At 64.0% G+C, this 24,948-nt stretch carries 23 protein-coding genes and 1 tRNA gene; 14 read left to right on the forward strand and 10 right to left on the reverse strand.

Annotated features, from left to right (window positions below):
- The first annotated feature begins 154 nt into the window (after positions 1–154).
- From IGS55_RS24410 to galE, 7 genes are all read left to right on the forward strand, one after another.
- Complete coding sequence (locus tag IGS55_RS24410; protein WP_230518197.1) at positions 155–2,317, forward strand: HDOD domain-containing protein; 2,163 nt, start codon at positions 155–157, stop codon at positions 2,315–2,317.
- Between the two features lie 5 nt (positions 2,318–2,322).
- Positions 2,323–4,527, forward strand: a complete 2,205-nt coding sequence (locus IGS55_RS24415) for an EAL domain-containing response regulator (protein WP_230518196.1) — start codon at positions 2,323–2,325, stop codon at positions 4,525–4,527.
- Between the two features lie 2 nt (positions 4,528–4,529).
- Positions 4,530–6,119 (forward strand): SEL1-like repeat protein, encoded by a 1,590-nt coding sequence (locus IGS55_RS24420; protein ID WP_230518195.1) that lies wholly within the window; start codon positions 4,530–4,532, stop codon positions 6,117–6,119.
- A gap of 154 nt (positions 6,120–6,273) precedes the next feature.
- Positions 6,274–6,978 carry a DUF4197 domain-containing protein gene (locus IGS55_RS24425; RefSeq protein ID WP_230518194.1) on the forward strand — a complete coding sequence of 235 codons (705 nt, stop codon included), beginning with the start codon at positions 6,274–6,276 and terminating at the stop codon, positions 6,976–6,978.
- Positions 6,979–7,036: 58 nt separating this feature from the next.
- Positions 7,037–7,110 (forward strand) — tRNA-Gly (locus tag IGS55_RS24430).
- Positions 7,111–7,202: 92 nt separating this feature from the next.
- Positions 7,203–7,883: a tRNA (guanosine(46)-N7)-methyltransferase TrmB gene (gene trmB / locus IGS55_RS24435; RefSeq protein ID WP_230518193.1), complete on the forward strand. Its 681-nt coding sequence runs from the start codon at positions 7,203–7,205 to the stop codon at positions 7,881–7,883.
- A gap of 155 nt (positions 7,884–8,038) precedes the next feature.
- On the forward strand, positions 8,039–9,058 hold the full coding sequence (gene galE / locus IGS55_RS24440; RefSeq protein ID WP_230518192.1) for a UDP-glucose 4-epimerase GalE: 1,020 nt from the start codon (positions 8,039–8,041) through the stop codon (positions 9,056–9,058).
- A gap of 177 nt (positions 9,059–9,235) precedes the next feature.
- Here galE and IGS55_RS24445 read toward each other — a convergent pair whose 3' ends face one another.
- The 8 genes from IGS55_RS24445 to gcvA form a co-directional block, all read right to left on the reverse strand.
- Positions 9,236–10,522: a Glu/Leu/Phe/Val family dehydrogenase gene (locus IGS55_RS24445; protein ID WP_070220497.1), complete on the reverse strand. Its 1,287-nt coding sequence runs from the start codon at positions 10,520–10,522 to the stop codon at positions 9,236–9,238.
- Positions 10,523–10,725: 203 nt separating this feature from the next.
- A complete protein-coding gene (locus IGS55_RS24450; RefSeq protein ID WP_230518191.1) occupies positions 10,726–11,706 on the reverse strand; it encodes a LysR family transcriptional regulator in 981 nt (326 codons plus the stop codon).
- 44 nt (positions 11,707–11,750) lie between these two features.
- Positions 11,751–12,233: a hypothetical protein gene (locus IGS55_RS24455; RefSeq protein ID WP_230518190.1), complete on the reverse strand. Its 483-nt coding sequence runs from the start codon at positions 12,231–12,233 to the stop codon at positions 11,751–11,753.
- A complete protein-coding gene (recQ, locus tag IGS55_RS24460; protein ID WP_070220494.1) occupies positions 12,233–14,056 on the reverse strand; it encodes a DNA helicase RecQ in 1,824 nt (607 codons plus the stop codon). Before recQ ends, IGS55_RS24455 begins: the two co-directional genes overlap by 1 nt.
- 6 nt (positions 14,057–14,062) lie before the next feature.
- Positions 14,063–14,908 (reverse strand): undecaprenyl-diphosphate phosphatase, encoded by an 846-nt coding sequence (locus IGS55_RS24465; protein WP_128141745.1) that lies wholly within the window; start codon positions 14,906–14,908, stop codon positions 14,063–14,065.
- Positions 14,909–15,076: 168 nt separating this feature from the next.
- Positions 15,077–16,225: an MFS transporter gene (locus tag IGS55_RS24470; protein WP_230518189.1), complete on the reverse strand. Its 1,149-nt coding sequence runs from the start codon at positions 16,223–16,225 to the stop codon at positions 15,077–15,079.
- A 33-nt stretch (positions 16,226–16,258) separates the two neighbouring features.
- Positions 16,259–17,029 (reverse strand): DeoR/GlpR family DNA-binding transcription regulator, encoded by a 771-nt coding sequence (locus IGS55_RS24475; protein ID WP_230518188.1) that lies wholly within the window; start codon positions 17,027–17,029, stop codon positions 16,259–16,261.
- 96 nt (positions 17,030–17,125) lie between these two features.
- Positions 17,126–18,058, reverse strand: coding sequence for a transcriptional regulator GcvA (gene gcvA / locus IGS55_RS24480; RefSeq protein WP_230518187.1), 933 nt, complete (start codon positions 18,056–18,058; stop codon positions 17,126–17,128).
- 224 nt (positions 18,059–18,282) lie between these two features.
- Between gcvA and IGS55_RS24485 the strand changes: the two genes are divergently transcribed.
- From IGS55_RS24485 to IGS55_RS24510, 6 genes are read left to right on the forward strand one after another with little or no spacing between them, the layout of a single operon-like run.
- Positions 18,283–19,056 carry an SDR family NAD(P)-dependent oxidoreductase gene (locus IGS55_RS24485; protein ID WP_230518186.1) on the forward strand — a complete coding sequence of 258 codons (774 nt, stop codon included), beginning with the start codon at positions 18,283–18,285 and terminating at the stop codon, positions 19,054–19,056.
- Positions 19,057–19,116: 60 nt separating this feature from the next.
- Positions 19,117–19,398 (forward strand): hypothetical protein, encoded by a 282-nt coding sequence (locus IGS55_RS24490; protein WP_070220486.1) that lies wholly within the window; start codon positions 19,117–19,119, stop codon positions 19,396–19,398.
- A gap of 51 nt (positions 19,399–19,449) precedes the next feature.
- On the forward strand, positions 19,450–19,794 hold the full coding sequence (locus IGS55_RS24495) for a carboxymuconolactone decarboxylase family protein (RefSeq protein WP_070220483.1): 345 nt from the start codon (positions 19,450–19,452) through the stop codon (positions 19,792–19,794).
- A gap of 35 nt (positions 19,795–19,829) precedes the next feature.
- Complete coding sequence (locus tag IGS55_RS24500) at positions 19,830–20,540, forward strand: cupin domain-containing protein (protein WP_230518185.1); 711 nt, start codon at positions 19,830–19,832, stop codon at positions 20,538–20,540.
- A complete protein-coding gene (locus tag IGS55_RS24505; RefSeq protein ID WP_230518184.1) occupies positions 20,501–21,613 on the forward strand; it encodes a flavin monoamine oxidase family protein in 1,113 nt (370 codons plus the stop codon). The genes IGS55_RS24500 and IGS55_RS24505 overlap by 40 nt, the downstream gene beginning before the upstream one ends.
- 26 nt (positions 21,614–21,639) lie before the next feature.
- On the forward strand, positions 21,640–22,668 hold the full coding sequence (locus IGS55_RS24510; protein WP_230518183.1) for an alcohol dehydrogenase: 1,029 nt from the start codon (positions 21,640–21,642) through the stop codon (positions 22,666–22,668).
- A gap of 9 nt (positions 22,669–22,677) precedes the next feature.
- On the opposite strand, the gene IGS55_RS24515 is transcribed toward IGS55_RS24510, so the two are convergent.
- Together IGS55_RS24515 and IGS55_RS24520 are read right to left on the reverse strand one after the other, a co-directional pair.
- Positions 22,678–22,938 carry a YkgJ family cysteine cluster protein gene (locus IGS55_RS24515; protein WP_070220477.1) on the reverse strand — a complete coding sequence of 87 codons (261 nt, stop codon included), beginning with the start codon at positions 22,936–22,938 and terminating at the stop codon, positions 22,678–22,680.
- Between the two features lie 137 nt (positions 22,939–23,075).
- Positions 23,076–23,945, reverse strand: coding sequence for a head GIN domain-containing protein (locus IGS55_RS24520; protein WP_230518182.1), 870 nt, complete (start codon positions 23,943–23,945; stop codon positions 23,076–23,078).
- Between the two features lie 792 nt (positions 23,946–24,737).
- Between IGS55_RS24520 and IGS55_RS24525 the strand changes: the two genes are divergently transcribed.
- Positions 24,738–24,948 (forward strand): hypothetical protein (locus IGS55_RS24525; protein WP_230537295.1); only part of this gene is annotated, 211 nt, incomplete at its 3' end.

Consider the following 24,948-nt stretch of genomic DNA (forward strand, 5'->3'; position numbering starts at 1 on the left):
CAAGTAATATCCGGCGCTTATGATAAGATGACTGCTTTCCCGGCATCCTCTCAGGCAACACATTTTTTGCTTACAGGAGTGGAGGATTCCTCTGAACGTGGCCGCGCTTCGCTGCTGAGCGCTCATCCTTTTCGAACCGGCAATGCCTGATACGATGCATCAATCTGATCAAGATATACGCAATCGCCTGCTGATTGCCCGCCTGCCGGCCATGCCGCAGATCCTCCTCAAGCTGATCGCCCACCTGCAGGCCGACGATGCCGGCATGCCGGAGCTGGCCGCCCTGATCGCCAAGGATGCGGGCATGACCAGCAAGATCCTCGGTGTGGCCAACAGCTCGGCCTACCATCGCCAGAGCAAGGTCGTCAGCCTGGAGCAATCGCTCGTCTCGCTCGGCACGGACATGATCAAGACCCTGGTCATCAGCGAATCCGTATTCCAGACCTTCAACAGCTTTCCCCATTCCGGCAGCACGGATTTGCGCGCCTTCTGGAAGAGTTCGCTGTCGGCCGCCGTCATGGCGCGCGCGCTGGCCAAAGCCATGGCCTATCCGCACGCCGAGGAAGCATATCTGGCGGGATTGCTGCACAACGTGGGCCGACTGGCCTTGCTGGCCACGGCGCCGAAGGAATATGCCTTCAATTTCACGGCGCGCGACGATGCCGCCCTGTGCGCGGTGGAGCAGCGCACCTTGCAGATCACGCATGCCGAAGCGGGCGCCTGGCTGATCGAGCGCTGGCATCTCGATTCCTTCCTGGCCGACAGCGTGCTGTATCACCATGAACCGCTGGCGCGCCTGGAAGCGAGCCATCCCCTGATCCGCATCGTGCGCCTGGCGCACCTGCTGTGCTGCCATGCCGACGATGCGGATGAGGCCGAGTCCATCACGCAGGCGGCAAGCCTGTGCGCGCTGGATGTCGAGACACTGGACGACCTGGCCGGCAGCGTCGCGCGCCAGGTGGAGCAGGCCGCGCAGCATCTGGGCATCGACCTGGCCGGCGCGGACGATATCGCCACGCCGCCCGCGTATGCGCCGCCAGCCGTCGATCCGGTGCAGCGGCGCCTGTCCGACGAAGTGCGCAACATGGTGCTGGTGTCCGAAGTGGGGCAGACCTTCGCCCGGCAGCAGGGCGAGAGCAGCCTGCTCGAGGCCATCACGCGCTCGGCGCGCATCCTGTTCGATTTCGACACCGCCGTCATCCTGCTGCAAAACGCCACCGGCCATGCGCTCGTCGGCGTGGCGGCGGGCGAACATCAGCAGCGCCTGGCCGGCTTCTCGATCCCGCTGGCCAAGGGGGGGCCTTTGGCCGCCTCCGCGCTCGAGTGCCAGCCGGCGTTCCTGAAACGCGACATGCCGGCGCTGGGCATCGTCGAGGAGCAGCTGTTCCGCATCCTCGGTACCGACAGCCTGGTCTGCGTGCCGTTGGCGTCGGGCCAGCGCAGCCTCGGCGTGCTCATTGGCGGTGTGGCGGCATGGCAGATTCCCGCTTGCCAGAAGCGCGAAGGTTTCCTGCGCGCCTATGCCAATCAGGCCGCCACGGCGCTGGAAACGGCCATCAGCGCGCGCGGCCTGGCGCGGCGCCAGCTCGATCACGTGGCCGAGGAATACCGCGCCGCGTCGCGCCGCGTCGTGCATGAAGTGAATAACCCGCTATCCATCATCAAGAACTACCTGAGCGTGCTCGATCACAAGCTCGAGAAGCAGGAGCCGGTGTCGGGCGAAATGGCGATCCTGAACGAGGAAATCGACCGGGTCGGGCAGCTGATCGGCGGCCTGGCCGATCTGCAGCCGACAGCGGCCAGCGGCGTGACCGATTGCGCGCGCGTCGTCGACGATGTGCTGCGCCTGTTCCGCGCCACCGACTTCCTGCCGCCGAAGATCGAGGTGGTCACGCGCATGCAGGATGCGCCATGCGAGGTGGAGGCCGATGCCGACATGCTCAAGCAAATCCTGCTCAACCTGCTGAAAAACGCCGTCGAAGCCTTGCCCGATGGCGGGCGCATCGAAGTGGCGAACCGTGGCCACGTGAACCGCGACCGCCGCCTGTACCTGGAACTGTGCGTCAGCGACAATGGCGCCGGCCTGGCGCCGGAAGTGCTGGCCAATCTGTTCTCGCCTGTGCGCAGCAGCAAGGAAGGCGCGCATCACGGATTAGGCCTGTCCATCGTGCATGACCTGGTCACGCGTTCGCATGGCGTGATTGGCTGCCGCAGCAGCAAGTCCGGCACCTCGTTTGAAATCTTGCTGCCCATTCCCTTGCCGGCGAGTGCTGCAGCCGCGCTGCCCGCGCCCGGCAATACTGCCTTGTCTTCGTAACGTCCATGAACTCCTCCGCCATTCCGTTTGACCTGGAAAACAGCCCGCGCATCCTGCTGGTCGACGACGAGCCCCGTTTGCTCGCCTCCCTCCACGAATTGCTGAAGGACCGCGGCTACCAGCTGCACACGGCCACCTGCGGCAGCGAAGCGCTGGCGCAGTTGTCGAAACTGCGCTTCGACCTGATCCTGCTCGACTTGCGCCTGCCCGACATGAGCGGCCATGAAATCATGGACCACATCAACCGGCGCGGCATCGAGGGCGACGTGATCGTCATGAGCGGCGACGTCGGCATCGAGGCGGCCATCGGCGCCCTGAAGCGCGGCGCCTACGATTATCTGCGCAAGCCCTACAGCCGCGAGGAGCTGCTCAAGACGGTGGAGAACGCGCTGCAAAAGCGCAAACTGGCGCTGGAAAACGAGCGCATCGCGCTGCAGCTGGAAAACTCGGAAAAGATGTACCGCTATCTGGTCGACAGCTCGCCCGACATCATCTATACCTTGAACCACGAAGGCCGCATCACCTTCATCAACGACAGGGTGCACCAGTTGCTGGGCTTTAGCCGCGAAGAGCTGATCGGCAGCCATTACTCGATCCTCGTGCACGATGAAGACCAGGAGCGGGCGCGCTATGCTTTCAATGAGCGCCGCCTTGACGAGCGCGCCTCGCGCAATGTGGAACTGCGCCTGAAGTGCCATAGCGGCACTGGCAGCGACCGCACCTTCAACAACACCTTGATGACGATTCCGCTCAATTCGATCGGCATGCACGGCCACGATCAGGAAGCGAAAAAGCAGGAATACTTCGGCACCTACGGCGTGGCGCGCGACATCACCGACCGCAAGCGCGCCGAGGAAGTCATCTCCTACCAGGCCTATCACGACATCCTGACCGATCTGCCGAACCGCATGCTGTTCAAGGACCGCCTGGGGCTGGCCGTGATCCAGGCGCGGCGCAAGCTGACGGAGCTGGCCGTGATGTTCATCGACCTCGACCGCTTCAAGCTGGTCAACGATACCCTGGGCCACGTGAAGGGCGACGAATTGCTGCAGCAGGTGGCGCTGCGCCTGAAGGATTGTCTGCGCCGCGGCGATACGCTGGCGCGCCAGGGCGGGGATGAATTTACCATCGTGCTGCCGGAACTGCGCGACCGCCAGGATGCGCGCCTGATCGCCGACAAATTCCTCGAATGCCTGCACCAGCCGTTCGACCTCGATGGCAACCAGGTGCATATCTCGGCCTCGATCGGCATCGCCATCTACCCGGGCGACGGCGAGACCATCGACGAGCTGCTGCGCCATGCCGACATCGCCATGTACCAGGTCAAGGCGCTGGGCAAGAACGGCCACAGTTTTTATCACGAGTCCATGCTCGATGTGTCGCATCAGAAGATCGCGCTCGAGCAAAGCTTGCGCAAGGCGCTGGAGCTGAACCAGCTGGAGATGTATTACCAGCCGCAGGTGGACGTGATGACGGGCCGCATCGTCGGCGCCGAAGGCCTGATGCGCTGGAACCACCCGCAGCGGGGCTTGCTGACGGCCGGCGAATTCCTGCCATTCGCGGAGGAAAACGGCTTGATGCTGCCGATCTCGGACTGGATGCTGGGCGCGCTGTGCCGCGACCTGCTGCAATGGGATGCGGCTGGCGGCGAAGCTGTGCGCCTGTCGCTCAATTTGTCGCCGCAATATCTGGACCGGGGCGACTTTTTCGAGAAGATGCGCGGCGCGCTGACGCGCTACGGCATCGCGCCGGAGAAGATCGAAGTGGAGATCACGGAAAACATCTGCATCCGCAATCCGCAGTATGCGATCGAGCAGTTGAACACGCTGTGCCAGCTGGGCGTCTCGGTGGCCATCGACGATTTCGGCACCGGCTATTCCTCGTTGTCGTACCTGCACCGCTTCCCCATCCACACGATCAAGATCGACCAGTCGTTTGTGAAGGAAATCCACGACGAGCACGGACACTATCCCGTCATCCTGGCCATCATCTCGATCGCGCGCGGCCTGGGCCTGCACCTGATCGCCGAAGGCGTGGAGACGGAAGGGCAGGCGCGCTACCTGCAGGACAAGGGTTGCACCACGATGCAGGGCTATCTGTACCACCGGCCCATTTCGCTGGGCAGCTTCATCGGCGTGCTGCAGGAGCAGGACCGCCTGATCGCCGAAGCCGCGCCCGCGCCGTCCCGGACGCTGACCATCGAGGCTTGACCGTGTCGCTTGCCGATCCCCGCAACACGGCCGCTCATTGCACGGCTGCTCATTACACGGCTGATTACCTGCGCCTGAAAGGTCTGGCCGAGAAGGGCAATGCGAATGCCCAGCACAGCCTGGGCTTCATGTATTTCAATGGCCAGGGCATCGAACAAAGCTATGCGCAGGCGCTGCACTGGTATGGCCTGGCTGCCGCGCAGGGACTCGAGCACGCGCAATACAACCTGGGCGTGATGTGCCAGAAGGGGCAGGGCGTGCCGCAGGATTTTGCCCAGGCGGCGCACTGGTACCAGCAGGCGGCCGAGCAGGGCTACGCGGCGGCGCAGTACAACCTGGGCTGGCTGTACGCCAAGGGCCAGGGACTTGCGCAAGATAGCGGGCAAGCCATGCTGTGGTTCAGCCGCGCGGCCGAGCAGGGCGACGCGGGTGCGCAAAACAATCTGGGCATGATGTATGACAATGGCAAGGGCGTGCCGCAGGACTTCGTGCAAGCGATCGCCTGGTACCGCAAGGCGGCCGAACAGGGCTATGCGCGCGCGCAGTTCAACCTGGGCCTGCGCTACGACAATGGCCAGGGCGTGCGCCAGGATCGCCAGCAGGCGACGGCCTGGATGCGCAAGGCGGCCGAGCAAGGCTATGCGCCGGCCCAGTTCAACCTGGCGCTGCGCTATGAAAATGGCGACGTGCTGCCGCAGGACAGCCGGCAGGCGATCGCCTGGTACCGGCGCGCGGCCGAGCAGGGCCACGCCAGTTCGCAGTTCAATCTGGGCCTGATCTACGACAATGGCCAGGGCGTGCCCTGCGATAAACAGGCTGCGCTGGAGTGGTATGTCAAGGCGGCGGGACTGGGCCATGCGGCGGCCCAGCACAACCTGGGCCTGCACCATGAACATGGCGCCCACGATTACGCGCAGGCGCAAGCGTTCTACCGCCAGGCCGCCGAGCAGGGCTTCCCCGCCGCCCAGTATCAGCTGGGACTGTTGTACGAGCATGGACAGGGCATGCCCGCCGATGCGCAGGAAGCTATCTTCTGGTACCGCAAGGCGGCCGACCAGGGGCATGTGCGGGCGCAGTTCGACCTGGGCCTGCGTTACGAACATGGCCAGGGCGTGCCGCAGGATCTGTCGCTGGCGCTGGAGTGGTACCGCCGCGCGGCCGAGCAGGATTACGCGCCCGCGCAATACATGCAGGGCGTCTTGCACGACCGCGACGATGGCCCGGCCCCCGACAGCCAGCAGGCCTGCGCCTGTTACTGCCGCGCCGCCGCCCAAGGCCACAGCCTGGCCCAGTTCGCGCTGGGCCTGCGCCATGACAATGGCCAGGACGTGCCGCAGGATTATGCCGCCGCCTGGGACTGGTATGCGCTGGCCGCGCGCCAGGGCCATGCGCGGGCGCAGATGAATCTGGGCTTGATGGCGGCCACCGGCCAGGGCGGCCCGCTCGATTTGCAGCAGGCGTATATCTGGCTGTCGATGGCCGTGGCGGCTGGCGTGGCGGGCGCGGAAAAATCCTTGCGCCAGACGGCGGCGCGCATGCGCGAGACGGATCTGAACCAGGTGCGCCAGCGTCTGGCGGCGCTGGCCGACTGATTGAGGGGCACCTTCAGCTGCATCGCGGCGACAGTGTCTGCCGTGCCGCGCTGCCCGCGCCGGTGTTCCTGTTGCGCATAAAAAATGCGGGCATCGCTGCGATTTTGCTATGCTGAGGCTTCAAGAACCATTGGCTTTCAAACAAAGGATGAATATGCGCCTGACCTCTTTCCCCGTCCGCCCCGCCGCCATGTTGTGCGCGCTGGCGCTGTGCTCGTCCACGGCAGGCGCCGCCAGCCCGCTGGCCGCTCTCAGCAATCAGGATGCCAGCAATGGCTTGAAAGCGGCGCTGGAAGCCGGCTCCGCTGCCGCCGTATCGAAACTGGGTGTCGAGAATGGATTCCTGAACAACGACAAGGTCAAAATCAAGCTGCCCGGCATCCTCGAGCAAGCCAAGCCCCTGTTGAAAATGACGGGACGTGGACAGCAGCTGGACGACCTGGTGGTGTCGATGAACCGGGCCGCCGAGTCGGCCGTGCCGATGGCCAAGCCCTTGCTGCTCGATGCGGTCAAGTCAATGAGCGTGACGGATGCGAAAAACATCCTGTCCGGCGGCGACACGTCGGTGACGGATTTCTTCCGCCAGAAAACATCGGCGCCCCTGGCCGTCAAATTCCTGCCCATCGTGAAATCCGTCACCGACCGTTCCGGCCTGGCCAGCAAATACAACAGCACCATGAGCCAGATCGGCAAGACGGGCCTCGTGCCGCAGCAGCAATCGACGGTGGAGGGCTACGTCACGGACCGCGCCCTCGACGGCCTGTACCTGATGATCGCCGAAGAAGAAAAAGCCATCCGCAGCAACCCGCTCGAATATGGCAGCAAAATCATCGGCAAGGTCTTCGGCAGCCTGAAGTAAGCCCCGCCACCGCGAAGATTTGCTTGCCGCATTCCATTCGGCGTAAAATGCAGGCTTCGCGGGTGTAGCTCAATGGTAGAGCAGAAGCTTCCCAAGCTTACGACGAGGGTTCGATTCCCTTCACCCGCTCCATTTTTCGCTGGCGCCTGGTTTTGTGCGGCGCGGCTACTTATTTCTTCACTTCCATGTCTTCTGATACCCCAGCAAACGGCCCGGCGCGGCCGATGATGTACGATCCGACCGAACACCGCATCCGCAGTTTCGTGACCCGCGCGGGGCGGCTGTCTGTCGCGCAGGCGCGCGCGCTTGAGACCTTGGGGCCGCAGTTCCTATTGCCTTTCGCCAAGGAGTCCATGGATTTCGAGCAAGTGTTTGGCCGCAAGGCGCCGGTCATCCTGGAAATCGGTTTTGGCATGGGGGCGACGACCGCGCATATCGCCAAGGCCATGCCGGAGAAGGATTTCATCGGCGTGGAAGTGCATACGCCCGGCGTCGGCAGCCTGTTGAAGCTGATCGGCGAAGAGTCGCTGACGAATCTGCGCCTGCTGCAGCACGATGCCGTGGAAGTGCTCACGCACATGATTCCAGCCAATTCGCTGGCCGGCATCCACGTTTTCTTCCCCGATCCATGGCACAAGGCGCGCCACAACAAGCGCCGCCTGATCCAGTCGCCGTTCGTCAAGCAATTGACCGATCGCCTGGCGCCGGGTGGCTATCTGCATTGCGCTACCGATTGGGAAGATTACGCGGTGCAAATGCTGGAAGTGCTGGGCGCCGAGCCGCAGTTGCACAATAGCGCTGAGGGTTATGCGCCGCAACCCGCATATCGTCCGCTGACCAAGTTTGAAAATCGTGGCTTGAAGCTGGGCCATGGCGTGTGGGACTTGGTGTTCATCAAGAAGTAAGCGCCTGGTCACGGCTTGCTTGCCGGTATTGATTGCACGAGGATGAGCCTGCTGCGGTGACGCAGCGGGCTTTTTTATTGTTCGCGTTTTCGTGTGCAGGCTAGTCAAGGCGCAAAAATTCCGTTAGTCTTATCTTTTTTGCACTGATTGACATTATGACCAAGAAAATACTCGTGACAGGGGCATCCGGCTTTATCGGTTCGCATACCTGCGTCGAATTGCTGACCGCTGGCTTTGATGTGGTCGCAGTGGACAATCTGTGCAACAGCGCGCGCGAAGCGATGGCGCGGGTCGAGCGTATTGCCGGCAAGAGCATCCCGTTTTACGAAGCCGACGTGCGCGACCGCGCCGCCATGGCCGCCGTCTTGCGCGAGCACGCCATCGATGCGGTGATCCATTTCGCAGGCTTGAAAGCCGTGGGCGAATCCGTGGCGCAGCCACTGATGTATATGGATAACAATGTGTCGGGCACGGTAGCTCTGCTGGAAGTGCTGGCGGCGGCGAACGTGAAGCGTTTTGTGTTCAGCTCGTCAGCCACCGTATATGGCGATCCGGAAGCCTTGCCGATTGTGGAATCGTCGCGTCTGTCCGTGACCAACCCCTACGGCCGTTCGAAGCTGATGGTCGAGCAGATACTGGGTGATCTCGTGCATGCCGATCCTCAATGGCAAGTGGGCGTGCTGCGCTACTTTAATCCGGTCGGCGCGCATGCCAGCGGCCTGATCGGCGAAGATCCAGCCGGTATTCCGAACAACCTGATGCCCTTCATCGCGCAGGTGGCCGTGGGCCGCCGCGAACGTCTGGCCGTCTTCGGCAACGACTACGATACGCCGGACGGCACGGGCGTGCGCGACTATATCCACGTGGTCGACCTGGCGCAGGGCCATGTGGCCGCGTTGAACCGTTTGTTCTCCACCGAGGGCGGCTTTACCGTCAACCTGGGCACGGGCCACGGCTACAGCGTGCTCGAGACCGTACGCGCCTTCGAGGCCGCCAGCGGCCGCAAGGTCCCCTATGACATCGTGCCGCGCCGCCCCGGCGACATCGCCAGCTGCTACGCCTCGGCCGACAAGGCAAAGCAATTGCTGGGCTGGCAAGCGCAGAAAAACATCGACGACATGTGCAGTGACCACTGGCGCTGGCAGCACCAGAATCCGCAAGGCTACGCAGCGTAAAAAAGTCCGCCAGATACAAAAAATCCCGCTCACACGCAAGTGTGGCGGGATTTTTTTAACAGCGCCAGTAACTCAATGGCGCCTGAAAAATGTCTGGGGCTAGGCGCAAAGCCGAAGACAGTACGCTAGTACGGCGAGGCGAAGCAACAACGCCCCAGGCATTTTCTCAGGCAGCCATTATGGATACAGGCCGCGTACTTCGCGCGCTTGCAGCACGCGCGTGCACGCCAGGATGAAGGTCGCCGTACGCATCGACACTTTCTTCTCTTGCGACACTTGCCATACCGCGTCGAACGCTTCGCGCATGATGCGGGTCAGGCGGCTGTTGATTTCTTCTTCCGTCCAGAAGAAGCTCGAAAAGTTCTGCGCCCACTCGAAGTAGCTGACGGTCACGCCGCCGGCGTTGGCCAGCACGTCCGGCACGATCAGCACGCCGCGGTCAGTCAGGATGTCGTCCGCTGCCGGCAGGGTCGGGCCGTTGGCGCCTTCCAGGATGATCTTGGCGCGGATGACTTGTGCGCGTTCGGCCGTGATCTGCTGTTCCAGCGCGGCCGGGATCAGGATGTCGCAATCGATGCCCCAGAAATCTTCGCGCGGCACGAATGCCTCGGCGCCCGGGAATCCTTCGACGCTGCCCACTTCGGCCACGTGTGCCAGCAATTGCGGGATGTTCAAGCCGCCGGAATGCACGACGGTGGTCTTGTGGTCTTGTACCGCGACCACTTTCGAGCCGGCTTCAGCGAACATGCGTGCGGCGACGCCGCCCACGTTGCCGAAACCTTGCACGATGACTTTTGCGCCTTCGAGCGACATGCCGACCTTGGCGGCCGCATCGCAACCGACGACGAATACGCCGCGGCCCGTCGCATCGCGGCGGCCCAGGCTGCCGCCCAGCGAGATGGGTTTGCCCGTCACCACGCCGGTCGACATATTGCCACCGATCATGGCGTAGCTGTCCATCATCCACGCCATGACTTGTTCATTCGTGTTGACGTCCGGCGCCGGGATATCCTTGTTCGGTCCGATGATCATGCTGATCTCGCTCGTGTAGCGGCGGGTCAGGCGTTGCAGTTCGTTGCGCGACAGGGTCTTCGGATCGACACGGATACCGCCCTTGGCGCCGCCGTATGGCACGTTGACCGCTGCATTCTTGACCGTCATCCAGGCCGACAGGGCCATCACTTCCGACAGGGTCACGTCCTGGTGGAAGCGCACGCCGCCTTTGCCCGGGCCGCGTGACAGATTGTGCTGCACGCGGTAGCCTTCGTAGTGGGCAATGGTGCCGTCATCGCGCTCGATAGGCACGTCGACCGTCAGGATGCGCTTTGGACGCTTCAGCGTTTCCACCCAGCGCGACAGGTTGCCCAGGTACGGCGTAACGCGGTCGATCTGCTCGAGGTAGACGCCCCATGGGCCCAGGTCTTCAGGATTGAGGTAGGAAGGAAGTGCGTGCTTGCTGGTCATGCTTGATAAGCTCCTGGACAAAACGGTGGTGTAACGCCGAAAAATCCGCAGAGAATCGCGATGATTTTTTCTGGCGTTCAAAAATGCTGTGGTAGGCGCATCTTGCGGCTGCGCGCAGCGGAACCGCATCGTAGGCGATAGCCTTATGCCCCGGCCAATGCTTTGTACGCATCCGGTTATGCATTTATTGCATAGTTAGGAGATCAGGCGGGAATTGTGGTGACAGCTGCGCGCCGGCGTTTTTTTCCGCCGCGCGCCTTGTCATCCTGCGCCTGCACCAAGTGCTGCCACAGGCTTTCGACGATTTGTTTGCCGGGACGCAGGCTGGACGGGCGTTCGCGGTACAAGCGGATTTCCAGCTCGATTTCCCAGCCTGGCGCGCCGCCATCGGCGCGTGCCAGGTGCTTGTATTTGACGTCGCGCATGACGGCCGATTCGGGCAGGAAGGCGATGCCGCGGCCTTCCAAGGCCATCATTTTGAGGCCTTCGGCCATGTCCGTTTCGTAGCAGGTTTCCAGGAACAGGGGCGCTTTGGCATCGGCCAGCAGCAATTCCACCATGCGTCCCAGGTAGGCGTTGCTGGTGTAGGAAAGGAAGGGCAGCGGCTCCTTGGCGCTGCCGGGCAGGACGAAGTCCGGCACCTTGTCCTGGCCGCAGCGCGCATACGCGCGCAGGGTTTCGCGGCCCATCACCAGCATGTCGTAGCGGCCCGGGTCCAGCTGCACCGGCTGGCGCGGATGGTGATAGCACAGCAGCAGGTCGCAGCCGCCATCGACCAGTTGCAGCACGGCGTCGTGCACGTTCAGGGCCATCAAACGGCTGTTGATCGGCGCGAAACCGTCTTCCAGTGCCGTCAGCCACTTCGGCATGAAGGTCAGCGACAGGGTGTGCGGCACGGCGAAATCGACGCTCGTTTGCGTGGCCGCCCGCTTGCCGCGCAACAGGGCGCGCACACCGTTGATCTGTCCCAGCATTTCCAGCGCTTGCTCGTAGAACACGGCACCGGCCGGCGTCAAGCGCGTCGGGTAGGAGGTGCGATCGACCAGGTCGATGCCGAGCCAGTTTTCCAGCGACTGGATGCGCCGTGAAAAGGCGGGCTGGGTGACGTGGCGCAGGGCCGCGGAACGGCTGAAATTATGCGTCTCAGCGAGCGAGATGAAGTCTTCCAGCCATTTGGTTTCCATCGCGGGACCGTTCCGTTATCAAGGGCAAAGGCAAGGTAAAGTGGTCAGGGCGTCTCGGGCGATGCCGCCGGCTGGTACAGCGCGGCGGGCAGGCCAAAGAAAGACGGCGGGCCCAGGGTCGTGCCATCGAGCGAGCCGCCCGCGTTCAGGGCCTTGTTGATGGCCGACAGCAAAGAGCTGCGGTCGGCCAGATTTTGTATCAGCGCGCGGGGGCCGTTGTGGAAGGTGTGCTGGGCGATATCCGCGGCGACGACAAAGATCGGCTCGCGGCGCAAGGGGAACTCCACCCATTCGCCGTCTTCGTCCTGGGCGCAGAACGTGTCGGGCAGGGTCATGTTTTCGGCGCCGGGAAGGTGCGACGCCAGCACCAGGCCGAAAGCTTCCGGCACCACGTCGGCCAGGCGGCGCACGGTGAGCTCGTCCTGCACCAGGGCGCGTACTTGCGCCTCCACCGCATCGTCGGCGTCAGGCTGGGCGCCCAGAATTTTTACGGCCTGATAGATCAGGTCCGGCGAGAGTGCTTCCATTAAATCATCTCCAGAATCATGGCGACGATTTCGTCGCCGTACGAGGCCAGTTTTTTCTCGCCCACGCCGCTCACGCCGCGCATCTGCTCGAGCGACGTAGGCTTGGCCTTGGCGATTTCGCGCAAGGTGGCGTCGACGAAAATCACGTACGCCGGCACATTGTGCGTGCGCGCCGTCTCAACGCGCCACCAGCGCAGCTTGTCGAAGATCGCCTGCTCGCTGGTGGACAGGTCCGTCTCGACATAGCCCTTCGCCACGCTGGTGCTGCGCTTGCTGGTTTTCACCGGTTTCTGGTACTGGCGCAGCTGTACCTTCTGGCCGCCCTTGAGCACGGGGCGCGAAGCGTCCGTCAGTTTCAGCGAGCTGTATTGTTCATGGTCGACCGAGACGAGACCGAGCGCGATGGCCTGGCGCAAAATCGATTTCCATTCCGCTTCGCCCAGGTCCGAGCCGATGCCGAACACCGACAAGGAATCGTGGTGCCAGGTCTTGATGCGTTCCGATTCCACGCCGCGCAGCACGTCGATCACGTGGCCGCCGGCAAAGCGCTGGTCGACGCGGTAGATGGCCGACAGCAGTTTTTGCACGGGCACCGTGCCGTCGAACGACACGGGCGGCACCAAACAGGTATCGCAATTGCCGCACGGCGAAGCCGGTTCGCCGAAGTATTCGAGCAATCGCATGCGGCGGCAGCTGAGCGTTTCGCACAGGCCCAGCATGGCGTCGAGTTTGACGCCCAGCACGCGCTTGAAGGTATCGTCCGCTTCCGACTCGTCGATCATGCGCCGCTGCAGCACCACGTCCTGCAAGCCGTACGCCATCCAGGCGTTGGCGGCCATGCCGTCGCGGCCCGCGCGCCCCGTTTCCTGGTAATAGCCCTCGATGCTTTTCGGCAGATCGAGGTGGGCCACGAAGCGCACGTCGGGCTTGTCGATGCCCATGCCGAAGGCGATGGTGGCGACCATGACGATGTTTTCTTCGCGCAGGAAGCGCGCCTGGTTGGCGCTGCGCTTGGCGTACTCCATGCCGGCGTGATACGGCAGGGCGCGGATGCCGCTCTGGTTCAGAAATTCCGCCGTCTCTTCGACTTTTTTGCGCGACAGGCAGTACACGATGCCGCAGTCGCCCGCGTGTTCCGTGTTGATGAAGTCGAGCAGCTGCTTGCGGCCATTCGCCTTTTCCACGATCTGGTAGCGGATGTTCGGACGGTCGAAGGACGAGACGAACTGGCGCGCGTCTTCCAGCTGCAGGCGCAGCGCGATTTCGGCGCGCGTCTGCGGGTCGGCCGTGGCGGTGAGCGCGATGCGCGGCACGTCCGGGAACTGCTCGTGCAGCACCGACAGCTTGATGTATTCGGGACGGAAGTCGTGGCCCCACTGGGCCACGCAATGCGCCTCGTCGATGGCGAACAGGGAGATTTTCGACGCCTGGAACAGGTCCAGGCAGCGCTGCGTCATCAGGCGCTCGGGCGCCACGTAGACGACATCGATGCCGCCCGTGCGCACCAGGCGCTCGATGCGGCTCGCTTCTTCGTAGGTTTGCGTGGAATTGAGGAAGGCGGCGCGCACGCCGACTTCCTCCAGCGCGTCCACCTGGTCCTGCATCAGCGCGATCAAAGGCGAGACGACGACGCCGACGCCATCGCGCAGCAGCGCGGGAATCTGATAGCACAGCGACTTGCCGCCGCCCGTGGGCATCAGTACCAGCGCGTCGCCGCCATGGCTGACGTGGTCGACGATGTCGGCTTGCTGGCCGCGGAAGGCCGGGTAGCCGAAAACGGTTTGCAGCAGGTGCAGCGCGCGCTGGTTAAGATCTTGATTCATAGTGCCTTATTCTGCCCAAACAACCCAGCCGTAGTGGGCGCTGGCCAACACCAGCAAGCCGAACACGATGCGGTACCAGGCGAAAAACGTGAAGTCGTGCGAGCTGATATAGCGCAGCAGCCAGCGCACGCACAGGAAGGCGGAGATGAAGGCGGACACGGTGCCCAGGCCGAACAGGGGCACGTCGGTGGCCGACAGGATATCGCGCGCCTTGTACAGCGAGTAAAAGGTGGCCGCCAGCAGGGTGGGGATGGCCAGGAAGAACGAGAATTCGGTGGCCGTCTTGCGCGACAGGCCCAGCAGCATGCCGCCGATGATGGTCGAGCCGGAGCGGCTGGTGCCGGGAATCAGCGCGAACGCTTGCGCGCAGCCCACTTTCAAGGCGTCGAACGGCGTCATCTCATCGACCGAGTTGACGCGCACGGTGACGGGATTGGTGCGCGCGCGGCGCTCCACCAGCAAAATCACGATGCCGCCGATGATGAAGGCCATGGCCACGGGTACTGGCTTGAACAGCGCATGCTTGATCATCTTGCCAATCGCCAGGCCGATGACGGCCAGCGGCAGGAAGGCGATGGCCACGTTCAGCACGAACTTGCGCGACTTCGCTTCGCTGCCAAAGGTGGTAAGCACGCTGCCGATGCGCTGGCGGTATTCCCAGCACACGGCCAGGATGGCGCCGGCCTGGATGGCGATCTCGAAGACCCCCATGACTTCTTTCGATACATCCTGTGTAAAGTCGAGCAGGCTGCCGGCCAGGATCAGATGACCCGTGGATGAAATCGGCAAGAATTCGGTAAAACCTTCGACCAGCCCCATGATGATGGCTTTTAACGCAAGAATGAGATCCATAGATGTATAAAAGGGTATAAGTACGGGTATAAGTGGCAGGATGGGGTGAGTGTGCGGCGCCCGCAATGTGTGCGGGGTCGAAGCTTACCATGCCGCAGGCCCGGCTAGCCGATTTGGGCGCTGGCGGACAGCGGTTTTTTGCCGCTGCCAGCCAGGCAAGGGGAGGGTTCAGGAAGCCTGTTTTGCCGGCGCCACCAGGCGCGCGCTGGCCGCCACCAGCAGCAGGGCGGCGCCCAGCATGGCGAAGGCGATGTTCAGGCTGGTGGCGTGCGCCACGAAGCCGATCACGGCCGGCCCGGCCAGGATGCCCGCATAGCCGATGGTCGTGATGGCTGCCACCGCCAGACTGGCCGGCATCGCATGTTGCTGGCCAGCTGCCGTAAACAGGATGGGCACGATGTTGGCCGCGCCCAGGCCGATCAGCACGAAGCCAAGCATGGCCAGGCTGGCATGCGGCGCCAGCACGGCCAGGAAGAAGCCTGCCGCCGCGCACAAGCCGCCAAAAGTAAGCACCCGCTTGCCGCCAAAGCGGCTGACCACCTTGTCGCCCGTGAAGCGGCCCACGGTCATGGCGATGGCGAAGGCGGCGTAGCCGAGGCCCCCCTTGGCTTCTTCCACGCCGCGCGTGGTGGTGAGGAACAGGGCGCTCCAGTCGAGGATCGCGCCTTCGGCCAGGAAGACGATAAAACACAGCAAGCCGATGAAAATGACGGCGCCGTGCGGCATGACGAACAGCGGCGTCTTTTCGCCGGAGGCGGACGCCGTCGGCAGCAGATGGCCTTGCGCCGCGCCCAGCACGCCGCACAGCAGCAGCATCACCACGACGCAGGACCAGGCCGGCGTCAGGCCCAGCCATAGCAGCAGGGCCATGCAGGCCGCGCCGGCGAAGCCGCCCACGCTGAACAGCGCATGAAAGCCCGACATCATGGCGCCGCCGTTGGCTTTTTCGATGATCACGGCCTGGATGTTGATGGCCACGTCAAACGTGCCCATGGCCGCGCCGAACACCAGCAGCACCAGGCCCAGCTGCAGCGGCGTGGCCGCCAGCGCCAGGCCGGGCAGCACGGCGGTCAGCAGCAGGCCGGCGCAGACGATGACCTTGCGGCAGCCGAAGCGTGCCGTGAGCATGCCCGTAAACGGCATCGCGCACAGCGAGCCGGCGCCCAGGCACAGCAGCAAAATGCCCAGGGTGGCTTCATCGAGGCCCAGGCGCGACTTGGCGTAGGGGACCAGCGGGGCCCAGGCGGCCATGCCGAGGCCGGCGGCAAAGAAAACCAGGCGCGTGGCGCGTTGTTGCAGAGTGCCGGTGAGATGCATGGGGGGAGCTTTTCAATAGTCGGGTGGATAAAGTCAGGCGCGGGCGCGCAACACTTGCACGCCCAGCCGTTCAAAGGCGGCCACATGGGCAGGGTCGGCATCGGCTTCCAGCACCAGGTGCTGCAGCAAACCCGTGGCCAGCACGCCGAATGGTGCGGCCGTGCCCAGCTTGTCGCTGGTGACGGCCACGACCACTGCCTTGCTGGCGCCGGCGATGCTGCGCTTGAACTCGGCCTCGTCGTAGTTGAACGCCGTCACGCCCGTGTCCGCATCGGCGCCGCAGGCACCGAGGAAACACAGGTCGGGATGCATGCGCTCGACCGTGCGCAAGGCTTGCGGACCCAGGCTGGCGCCGGCGCGGCGGTCGACCCGGCCACCCGCCATGATCAGCTCGATTTCCGGGCGTTCCATCAGCGCCATGGCGATTGCGGGGGCATTGGTGATGACAGTGAGCGCCAGCTCCGGCAAAGCGCTGGCGATGGCCAGGTTGGTCGAGCCGGCGTCGAGAAACAGCACCTGGCCGGCACGCACGAGCGAGACGGCGGCCTGCGCCAGGCGCGCCTTGCGCTCGGGCGCCTCCTGCTTGCGCTGCGTCAAGGTACCGCCGTCCGGCGCCAGCGGCAGGGCGCCGCCATACACGCGCTGGCACAGGCCGGCCGCCGCCATCTCGCGCAGGTCGCGCCGTATCGTGTCTTCGGACACGTCGAGCTGGCGTGCCAGGTCCAGCGCCAGCACGCGGCCGTCGGCGTGCAATTGTTGCTGGATCAGCGCGTGGCGTTGTTTGAGGAGCAGGGTGGCGGACATGTGGATTTTATAAACGTGCAGGAATGCGCATAAATATACGCAAACGTGCAAACGCGGTCAATGCTTATCTGCGCGTCACGGCGGCCAACGGCTGGCTTACCGTGCAACCGCGGCGGCCTGCTTGCCTGCCTCTTCCAGCAGCCAGCCGCGAAAGGTCGCCAGGCGCGGCAGGCCTGCGGACTCCGGCCGGTAGACCACGTAGTAGGCCAGCGGCGAAAGAAAAGTCATCGCGCCGCACAGGCGTACCAGCCGCCCGGAGGCGATATCGTCATGCGCCATCACGCTGCGCGCCAGCGCCACGCCATGGCCCTCGGCCGCCGCCTGCAGCACCGCCGCCGAATTGTTGATCTTCATGCCGCGCGAGGCGGCGCTATCGCGCACGCCCGCCTTCTGCAGCCACGCTTCCCACGTTGGAAAATCGCCATGGCCATCCATCGACAGGTCGTGAATCAGCGTTTGCCGCGCCAGGTCGGCCGGCTGCCGCAATGGCGCATGCTGTTGCAGAAACGCGGGCGAACACACGGGATAGACTTCTTCATCCATCAATTTGTCGGCGCTCAGTCCCGGCCAGTTGCCGGTGCCGTAGCGCACGCCGATATCGATGCGTTGCGAGACGAAATCGACGGGCTTCAGACTGGTATCGAGCCGCACGTCGGTTTCCGGGCAGACCGATTGAAAGCGTTCAATCCGTGGCAACAGCCACTTGGCGGCGAAGGCGGGACTGACGGTCACCGTCAGCACCCCGTTGAGCGAACCTTCCTTGAGCCTTTCCAGACCCAGCAGCAAGCGGTCAAAGCCGGCGCGCAAATCCGGCAGCGCGCGCTCTGCGGCCTGCGTCGCCACCAGCCGCGTCTTGCCCGCCGTGTGCCGATGGAACAGCGGCGCGCCCAGCCAGTCTTCCAGGGTGCGCACCAACTGGCCCACGGCAGCGGGGCTGACGTTGAGTTCAGCGGCGGCGGCTGAAAAGCTCTGGTGGCGGGCGCTGGCTTCGAATGCCCGCAAGGCGTTCAGATGGATCGGTGTCTTCATGATTTTCTTCCATGGTGTCGCGTGATTGTGCGTCTCTGCGTGCCTATTTTAGTCACTCCGCAGCCGTACCACTAAAGTTTTTCTTTCAATGACTGACATTTAATCTGGTTTGTTCCCGTTCGCCGCCAAGCGCAGAATGCATTGCATCGCGGCAGTACACAACTGCCCGGAAGTTTTTCTTCAACAGCGCCTGCCTGGACGGCGGGCATAGGAAAGGAATGAAAATGAGCAAGCAATTCGAAGGCAAGAAACTGCTGGTCGTGGGTGGCACCAGCGGCATGGGTCTGGCGACGGCACGCGTGGTGCTGGAGCAAAGCGGCAGCGCCGTGATCGTCGGCCACCGCGCAGAGAAAACCGAAGAGGCGCGCAAGGCATTGTCGGCGCTCGGCACGGTGTGGGCGGTGACCGCCGACCTGTCGAGCGACGCGGGCCTGGCCGCGCTGCTCAAAACGCTGGACGAACAGCATGCGGACATCGATCTGCTGGTCAACGCGGCCGGCGTGTTCTTCCCCAAACCGTTCCTCGAACACGGCGCCGGCGACTACGACCAGTATATGAATCTCAACAAGGCCTTGTTCTTCATCACGCAAAAGGTGGCCGCGCACCTGGTCGCCGGCGGACGCCCTGGGTCTATCGTCAACATCGGCTCGATGTGGGGCAAGCAGGCGATCGCCGCCACGCCATCGTCGGCGTATTCGATGGCCAAGGCCGGCCTGCACTCGCTGACCCAGCATCTGGCGATGGAACTGGCATCGAAGCAGATTCGCGTCAACGCCGTCTCGCCAGCCGTCGTGCAGACGCCGATCTACGAAGGTTTTATTCCGAAGGCGGAGGTCCATGAGGCGCTGCAGGGCTTCAACGGTTTCCACCCGATCGGCCGCGTGGGCACGCCGCTGGACGTGGCGGAAGTGGTGGCGTTTCTGCTGTCCGACAAGGCCGCCTGGGTGACCGGCGCGGTGTGGGACGTCGATGGCGGCGTGATGGCCGGCCGCAACTAAATACCTGGGGCAAGCCCGCCTTGCCCGCCTTTTCTTCACCTGATCATCAAGGAGCATCGCATGGCTTATCTGCAAATCACCCTCAAGATCGCCAACGCCAACCGCGCCGCGGCGGCTGGCGTCTATCAGCAGTACAAGGCGCCGTTCCTGGCCGGCATCGCGGGCGCGCAGTCGAAGCAATTGCTGATCCGCGAGGAAGACGTGCAAGTGCTGCATGGCTTCGACAGCGTGGGCAACGCCAATGCCTATCTGCAAAGCGCGCTGTTCAACAGCGACGTGGTGGTGGCGCTCACGCCGCTGCTGGACGCGGCGCCCGACGTGCGCATTTATACCGTGGCGTAAGCGGGCACCCGCCCGCTGCTACCTACTATTCCCTTTTTTGGAGCAAAAATCATGATGCAAGACTGGAACACCTACCGCGACTCCCTGCTGGAAAAAGTCGGCGATTACGCCGCGCAGAGCCCCGACGTCATGCGCGGCGTGATGGCCATCGACGGCGCCGCCGCCAAGACCGGCCACCTGGCGCCGAAGATCCACGAACTGATCGCGCTGGCGGTGGCCATCACCACGCGTTGCGACGGCTGCATCTCGGTGCACACGAAGAAAGCGGTGGAAGCCGGTGCGACCCTGGAAGAAATTTCCGAAGCGCTCGGCGTGGCGATCGCGCTCAATACGGGCGCCGCGCTGACGTATTCGGCGCGCGTGATGGAAGCCTACCAACAGCTGCCGAAGCAGTAAGCGCTGGCCGTTTTTTTCAAATCTGGAAGTTTGTCATGCTGATCAATGCCGATTTTTCGCGCCCCGTCATCCTGGCGCCGCACCAGTACCGCTGGGTCGCGTCGCCGCAGGGCGGCGTCGAGCGCATCATGCTCGATCGCATCGGCGGCGAGCAAGCGCGCGCAACGAGCATCGTGCGCTATGCGCCCGAATCCTTCTTCCCGCCGCATCGGCATCCGGGCGGCGAGGAAATCCTGGTCCTCGACGGCACGTTTTCCGAAGACGGCGTGGATTATCCCGCCGGCTGGTATTTGCGCAATCCGCCCGGCTCCAGCCACCGGCCGTCGAGCGGCGCGGGGGCGGTGATCTTCGTCAAGTTGCAGCAGATGCAGCCGCGCGAACAGCGCCACGTCCGCATCGACACCCGCGACCCCGCCAACTGGCGCGAGCAGCGGGGGCGGGCCGTCTGTCCGCTGTTCGACGATGCTGCCGAGCAGGTCAGCCTGCAGCGGCTGATGCCGCATGAAGCCTTGCTGGCCGAGGCAGGCGGCGGCCAGGAACTGCTGGTGCTCGAGGGCGAGGTGCGCGCACGCCAGCATGTCTGCGCGCCGCGCAGCTGGATGCGCCTGCCTGCCGGCACCTTGCCCGCCATCGTTGCCGGTGCGCAGGGAGCCACCGTTTACCTGAAAGTCCGGCATGTGGCGGACACGACTTTGAAAGGATCAGCATGCAACACGCACGCATCATCATTATCGGCGCCGGCCTGAGCGGCCTGTACGCGGCCCACTTGCTGGAGCGGCTGGGCGTGGCCAATGTCGTCGTGCTCGAAGCGCGCGATTTCATCGGCGGGCGTATCGCCGGCATGCAGGCAGCTGGCGGCAGCGACCGCTTCGACCTGGGCCCGGCCTGGTTCTGGCCCGAGCAGCAGTGCGCGCTGCACCAGCTGGTCGACGGGCTGGGGCTGCAGCGCTTCGCCCAGTACGACCAGGGCGACATGCTGTACCAGCGCGCCGCGGGGGAGGCGCCGGTGCGCATGCGCACGTACGCGAGCGCGCCGCCATCGATGCGCCTGATTGGCGGCATGAATGCGCTGACCGATGCCTTGCACGGCACCTTGCGCAGCACGCGCATCGTCACCGGACAACAGGTGCTGCGCCTGCGCCATGCGGCCGAGCACGTCGAAGTGGCGAGCGCGGATGCGGCGGGCGCCGTCACCGCGTGGCGCGCCGGCCACGTGCTGCTGGCATTGCCGCCGCGCCTGGCTGCCGCCGGTATCGCGTACGAGCCGGCCCTGCCTGCGGCGCTGGCGCGCGAGTGGACCGCCACCGCCACCTGGATGGCGCCCCATGCGAAGTACGTCGCCGTCTACGAGCGGCCGTTCTGGCGCGAACAGGGCTTGTCCGGTTCGGCGCGCAGCCAGAGCGGGCCGCTGGGCGAGATCCATGATGCCTCGATGCCGGGCGGCAGCGCTGCCCTGTTTGGTTTCCTGGCCGTGCCGGCACGCACGCGCCAGCGCCTGGACGATGGGGTCTTGCTGGCGCATTGCCGGGCCCAGCTGGTACGGCTGTTCGGCCCGCAAGCGGCCGCGCCGCGCACCGATGCCATCAAGGACTGGTCGCAGGATGCGCTGACCGCCACCGCCGCCGACCTCGACGCCGGCGGCGAGCACGGTCACGCCCCGGCAGCGGCGCCTGCGGCCGGTCCCTGGCAGGGCCGCCTGATGGCCATCGCCAGCGAATGGTCGCCGCGCTTTCCCGGCTATCTGGCCGGCGCGGTCGAGGCGGCCGCTCTGGGCGTGCAAGCCTGGCAAGCGGCGCAGCAGCGCCCAGCGATTCCGTGACTTAACTCAACGAAGGAAAACTGAAGATGAAAACAACTTACCGCGCCATGCAAGTGAGCCGCCCCGGCGTGCTGGAACTGGTCGAGCGCGCCACGCCGCTGCCCGGCGTGGGCGAAGTCTTGATTGCCGTCGAAGCCTGCGGCATCTGCGGCGCCGACAGCGCCGATATCGACGGTGCCGACCCGGCGCTGCAGCCGCCGCGCGTGCCCGGTCACGAGGTGGTCGGGCGCATCGTCGCGCTGGGCGAACACACGCCGGGCATCTGGCAAATCGGCCAGCGCGTCGGCGTCGGCCGTCTGGGCGGCCACTGCAACGCCTGCCCGCCCTGCCGCCAAGGCCGTTTCCAGTTATGTCAGGACCAGCCGTTCGTGGGCGCCAGCCGCGACGGCGGCTATGCCGAGATGATGCTGGCGCGCGTCACCGGCCTGGTATCGATTCCCGGGCAGCTCGATGCGGAAGAGGCGGCGCCCATCCTGTGCGCGGGCCTTGCCACCTTCAATGCGCTCAAGAAGAGCGGGGCGCAGGCGGGCGATACGGTCGCCATCCTGGGCATCGGCGGCCTGGGGCATATGGCCTTGCAGTATGCGCGCCGCATGGGCTTCAAGGTGGTGGCAATCGGGCGCGGCGGCGATATTGCGCAGGATGCGCTGGAGCTGGGCGCGCACGTGTATGTCGACAGCCTGGCCGAGGATGCGGCCGCCGTGCTGCAAGCGCATGGCGGGGCGCAGGCGGTCATCACCACCGTCTCCAGCGCGGCCGCCGTGACGGCGCTGATGGATGGCCTGGCGCCAGCCGGACGGCTGGTCGTGCTGGGCGCGGGCAAGGATCCGCTGCTCGTGTCTTCCGGTAAATTGGTGGTGGGCGAACGCGGCGTGCTCGGCTCGATCACCGGCACGCCGTATGACAATGAAAAGACGCTTGCTTTCAGCGTGCTGGCCGGCGTGCGTCCGCGTATCGTAACCATGCCGCTGGAACGTGCGGCCGAAGCCTATCGGCGCATGCAGTCCGGGGACGTCAAGTTCCGCATGGTGCTGACCATGTTGCCGAAGGCCTAGGCATTCTCTTCAAGTCTGCGGCGCCGTTGCCTGCTCCAGGTCGTCGAGCCAGCGTATCGCCTGTTCGCGGCTGGCGCCGCACATCTCTGCCGACGGCTGCAATCCTGCGCAGAACGCCGGCCGTTCCGGCTGTCCGAAAATGCGGCAGCGGCTATCGTCTCCCAGCTGCACGCAGCGGACGCCAGCGGGTTTCCCGTTCGGCATGCCCGGTATCGGACTGGTGATGGAGGGAGCGATGCAGCACGCTCCGCAGTGGTCGCGGCAGTTCATGGTTATTCTTTAGTGGACGACCAGCTTGCCATCCGGCTGCCAGGGAGCAGGCGCAGGACGGCATGGCGATGGCTGGAAAGGGATCAGGGGCCGACAGTATAGCAAGTCGGCGCGGCCTGCCGCTTCCCGCCGCTTGCCTAGCGCACGATGCTGACGCGCTTGCCCGACAGGGTGCGGCGGGCCGGATCGCCATGCACGGTGATACGGCCGGAACCGCTGGCGCGGGCGTTGACTTCATTCTGCACGCTGACATCGACGTCGCCGGAACCGTTGCTCGCCAGATAGGCAACGTCGCTGCGCAGGGCGGCCAGATTGATATCGCCCGAACCATTCACGTTGGCGTCGAGGCGCTGCACGGCGCCGCTGGCGCTGATGCTGCCCGAGCCGTTGACGGCCACGTTGACGCGTTCGCCGCGTACATTGCCCAGCTGTATGCTGCCCGAACCATTCTGCACCGCGTCCGTGTTACCGCTGGCGAGGGCCGCCGCGTTGATGCTGCCGGAACCATTGTTGGCCACGTCGAAGCGTCCCACGGTGCCCGACAATTCGCTCTTCATCGAACCGCGTTGTTCCAGGCTGAAATCGTCGCCATTGAAACCGCTGGCCACCAGGCGGCCTGAACCGGAAATGGTGATCTTCTTCAATTGCGGCGTCGTGTAGATGACGTGGATGCCATTGCTGCTACGAATGTTCGTATCGCTCCAGATGCGCAGGGTATTGCCGCTCACTTCGCTATGGATGCGCGGCTGCAGATTGCTGTCCGCTTCGATCACGAGCGATGTGGCCGGCCCGACGCGCACGTCGATCTTGATGTCAATGCGCTTCATGCTGTCGATGTCGAGCGTGCTGATGTTGCTGACCTGGCGCTCGTCGCGGCTCACTTGCTCGTTGCCCTGGATGGCATTGCCGCCCGTGTCGACATGGCGCACTTCGCCATCGTTGGGGTTGATGACGATGGCGCAACCGCCAAGGGCAAGGGCACAGCACAGGGCCAGCAAGGTACGCATGGTGTTTCCTTTATGATTGTTTTAGTTAGGGACAGGAAAAAAGCCGGCTGCCGCGCCGCGGCTGCCGTGCTGTCGATGGCAAGATAGCAAATCGGACACGCTTGCTGGATGGAAATGCGACGAACTGCGCAAAATGGGGGCTGAAACGCATTCTGCTTCACCCGGCGCCGCAGGCCCGACGTCGGCGCGGAGCGTACAATGCCTGTGTTCGGCGTGCCGGGTGGCGCCCCGTCGCGCGAAGCATACAAGTAGATTTCCCCTTTAAGAAAATCAACCACTTGCACCCTATAACGACAAATTGCGCTACCGCCATGCGACACATACCTGGAGATTTTTTGACGTAAACGACACGTCGCTTTACATTTCAAAAACGACCGCCACCGTTAGTGTTGACACTGTGCAATTCCCCCTAGTGGCCGGCATGAAGCCAGCGCACGCGGTGAACCACAACCGCGAAACTGATATATGTTGGTACCGGCATAACGCTATTTTGCCTAGGCTACACTCTACGCAAGCTCATCGTTAGCATCATCGCAATCGGAATCGCCGGGCTGGTCTTGGTCCTCATGGGGATGGAAGCCAATGGCTATTGCCGTAGCTGGAGCGCACGTGGGCCCAAATCAAGAAGTGATACTCTCGCCTCAAGAATGGCAGTCAAAGCTAGGCCAAGCGGCCCTGCTGGCAGCAAGGAAAGTAGAGTGTCCAATGTGCGGCGGAACCGGAGGGTGGCCGGCCTTCGAGAGTTCGTTTGGTGCTGGGTTTGCAGTTGCACCGGCGTAGATCCTTGCTATCGTGATCGTAAGTAAGCTGACCAAAATTGCCGACCAATTACGCAACAGCAGTCAGTTGAATATGAGTCGCCACGAGTTTGCTAGACGCTCGACAGCCTCTGAAAGTATTGCTTCTCGTAGTTTGCCGGCGACATCTTGTAGTGGTTTAATGTACCCGGACACTGATTTAGGCGAGAATGCTCGCCATGGAGAGGTGTTTGATGAGCAAGCAA

The organism is Janthinobacterium sp. EB271-G4-3-2, from assembly GCF_020858035.1.
GTDB classification, from domain to species: Bacteria; Pseudomonadota; Gammaproteobacteria; order Burkholderiales; family Burkholderiaceae_D; genus Janthinobacterium; species Janthinobacterium aestuarii.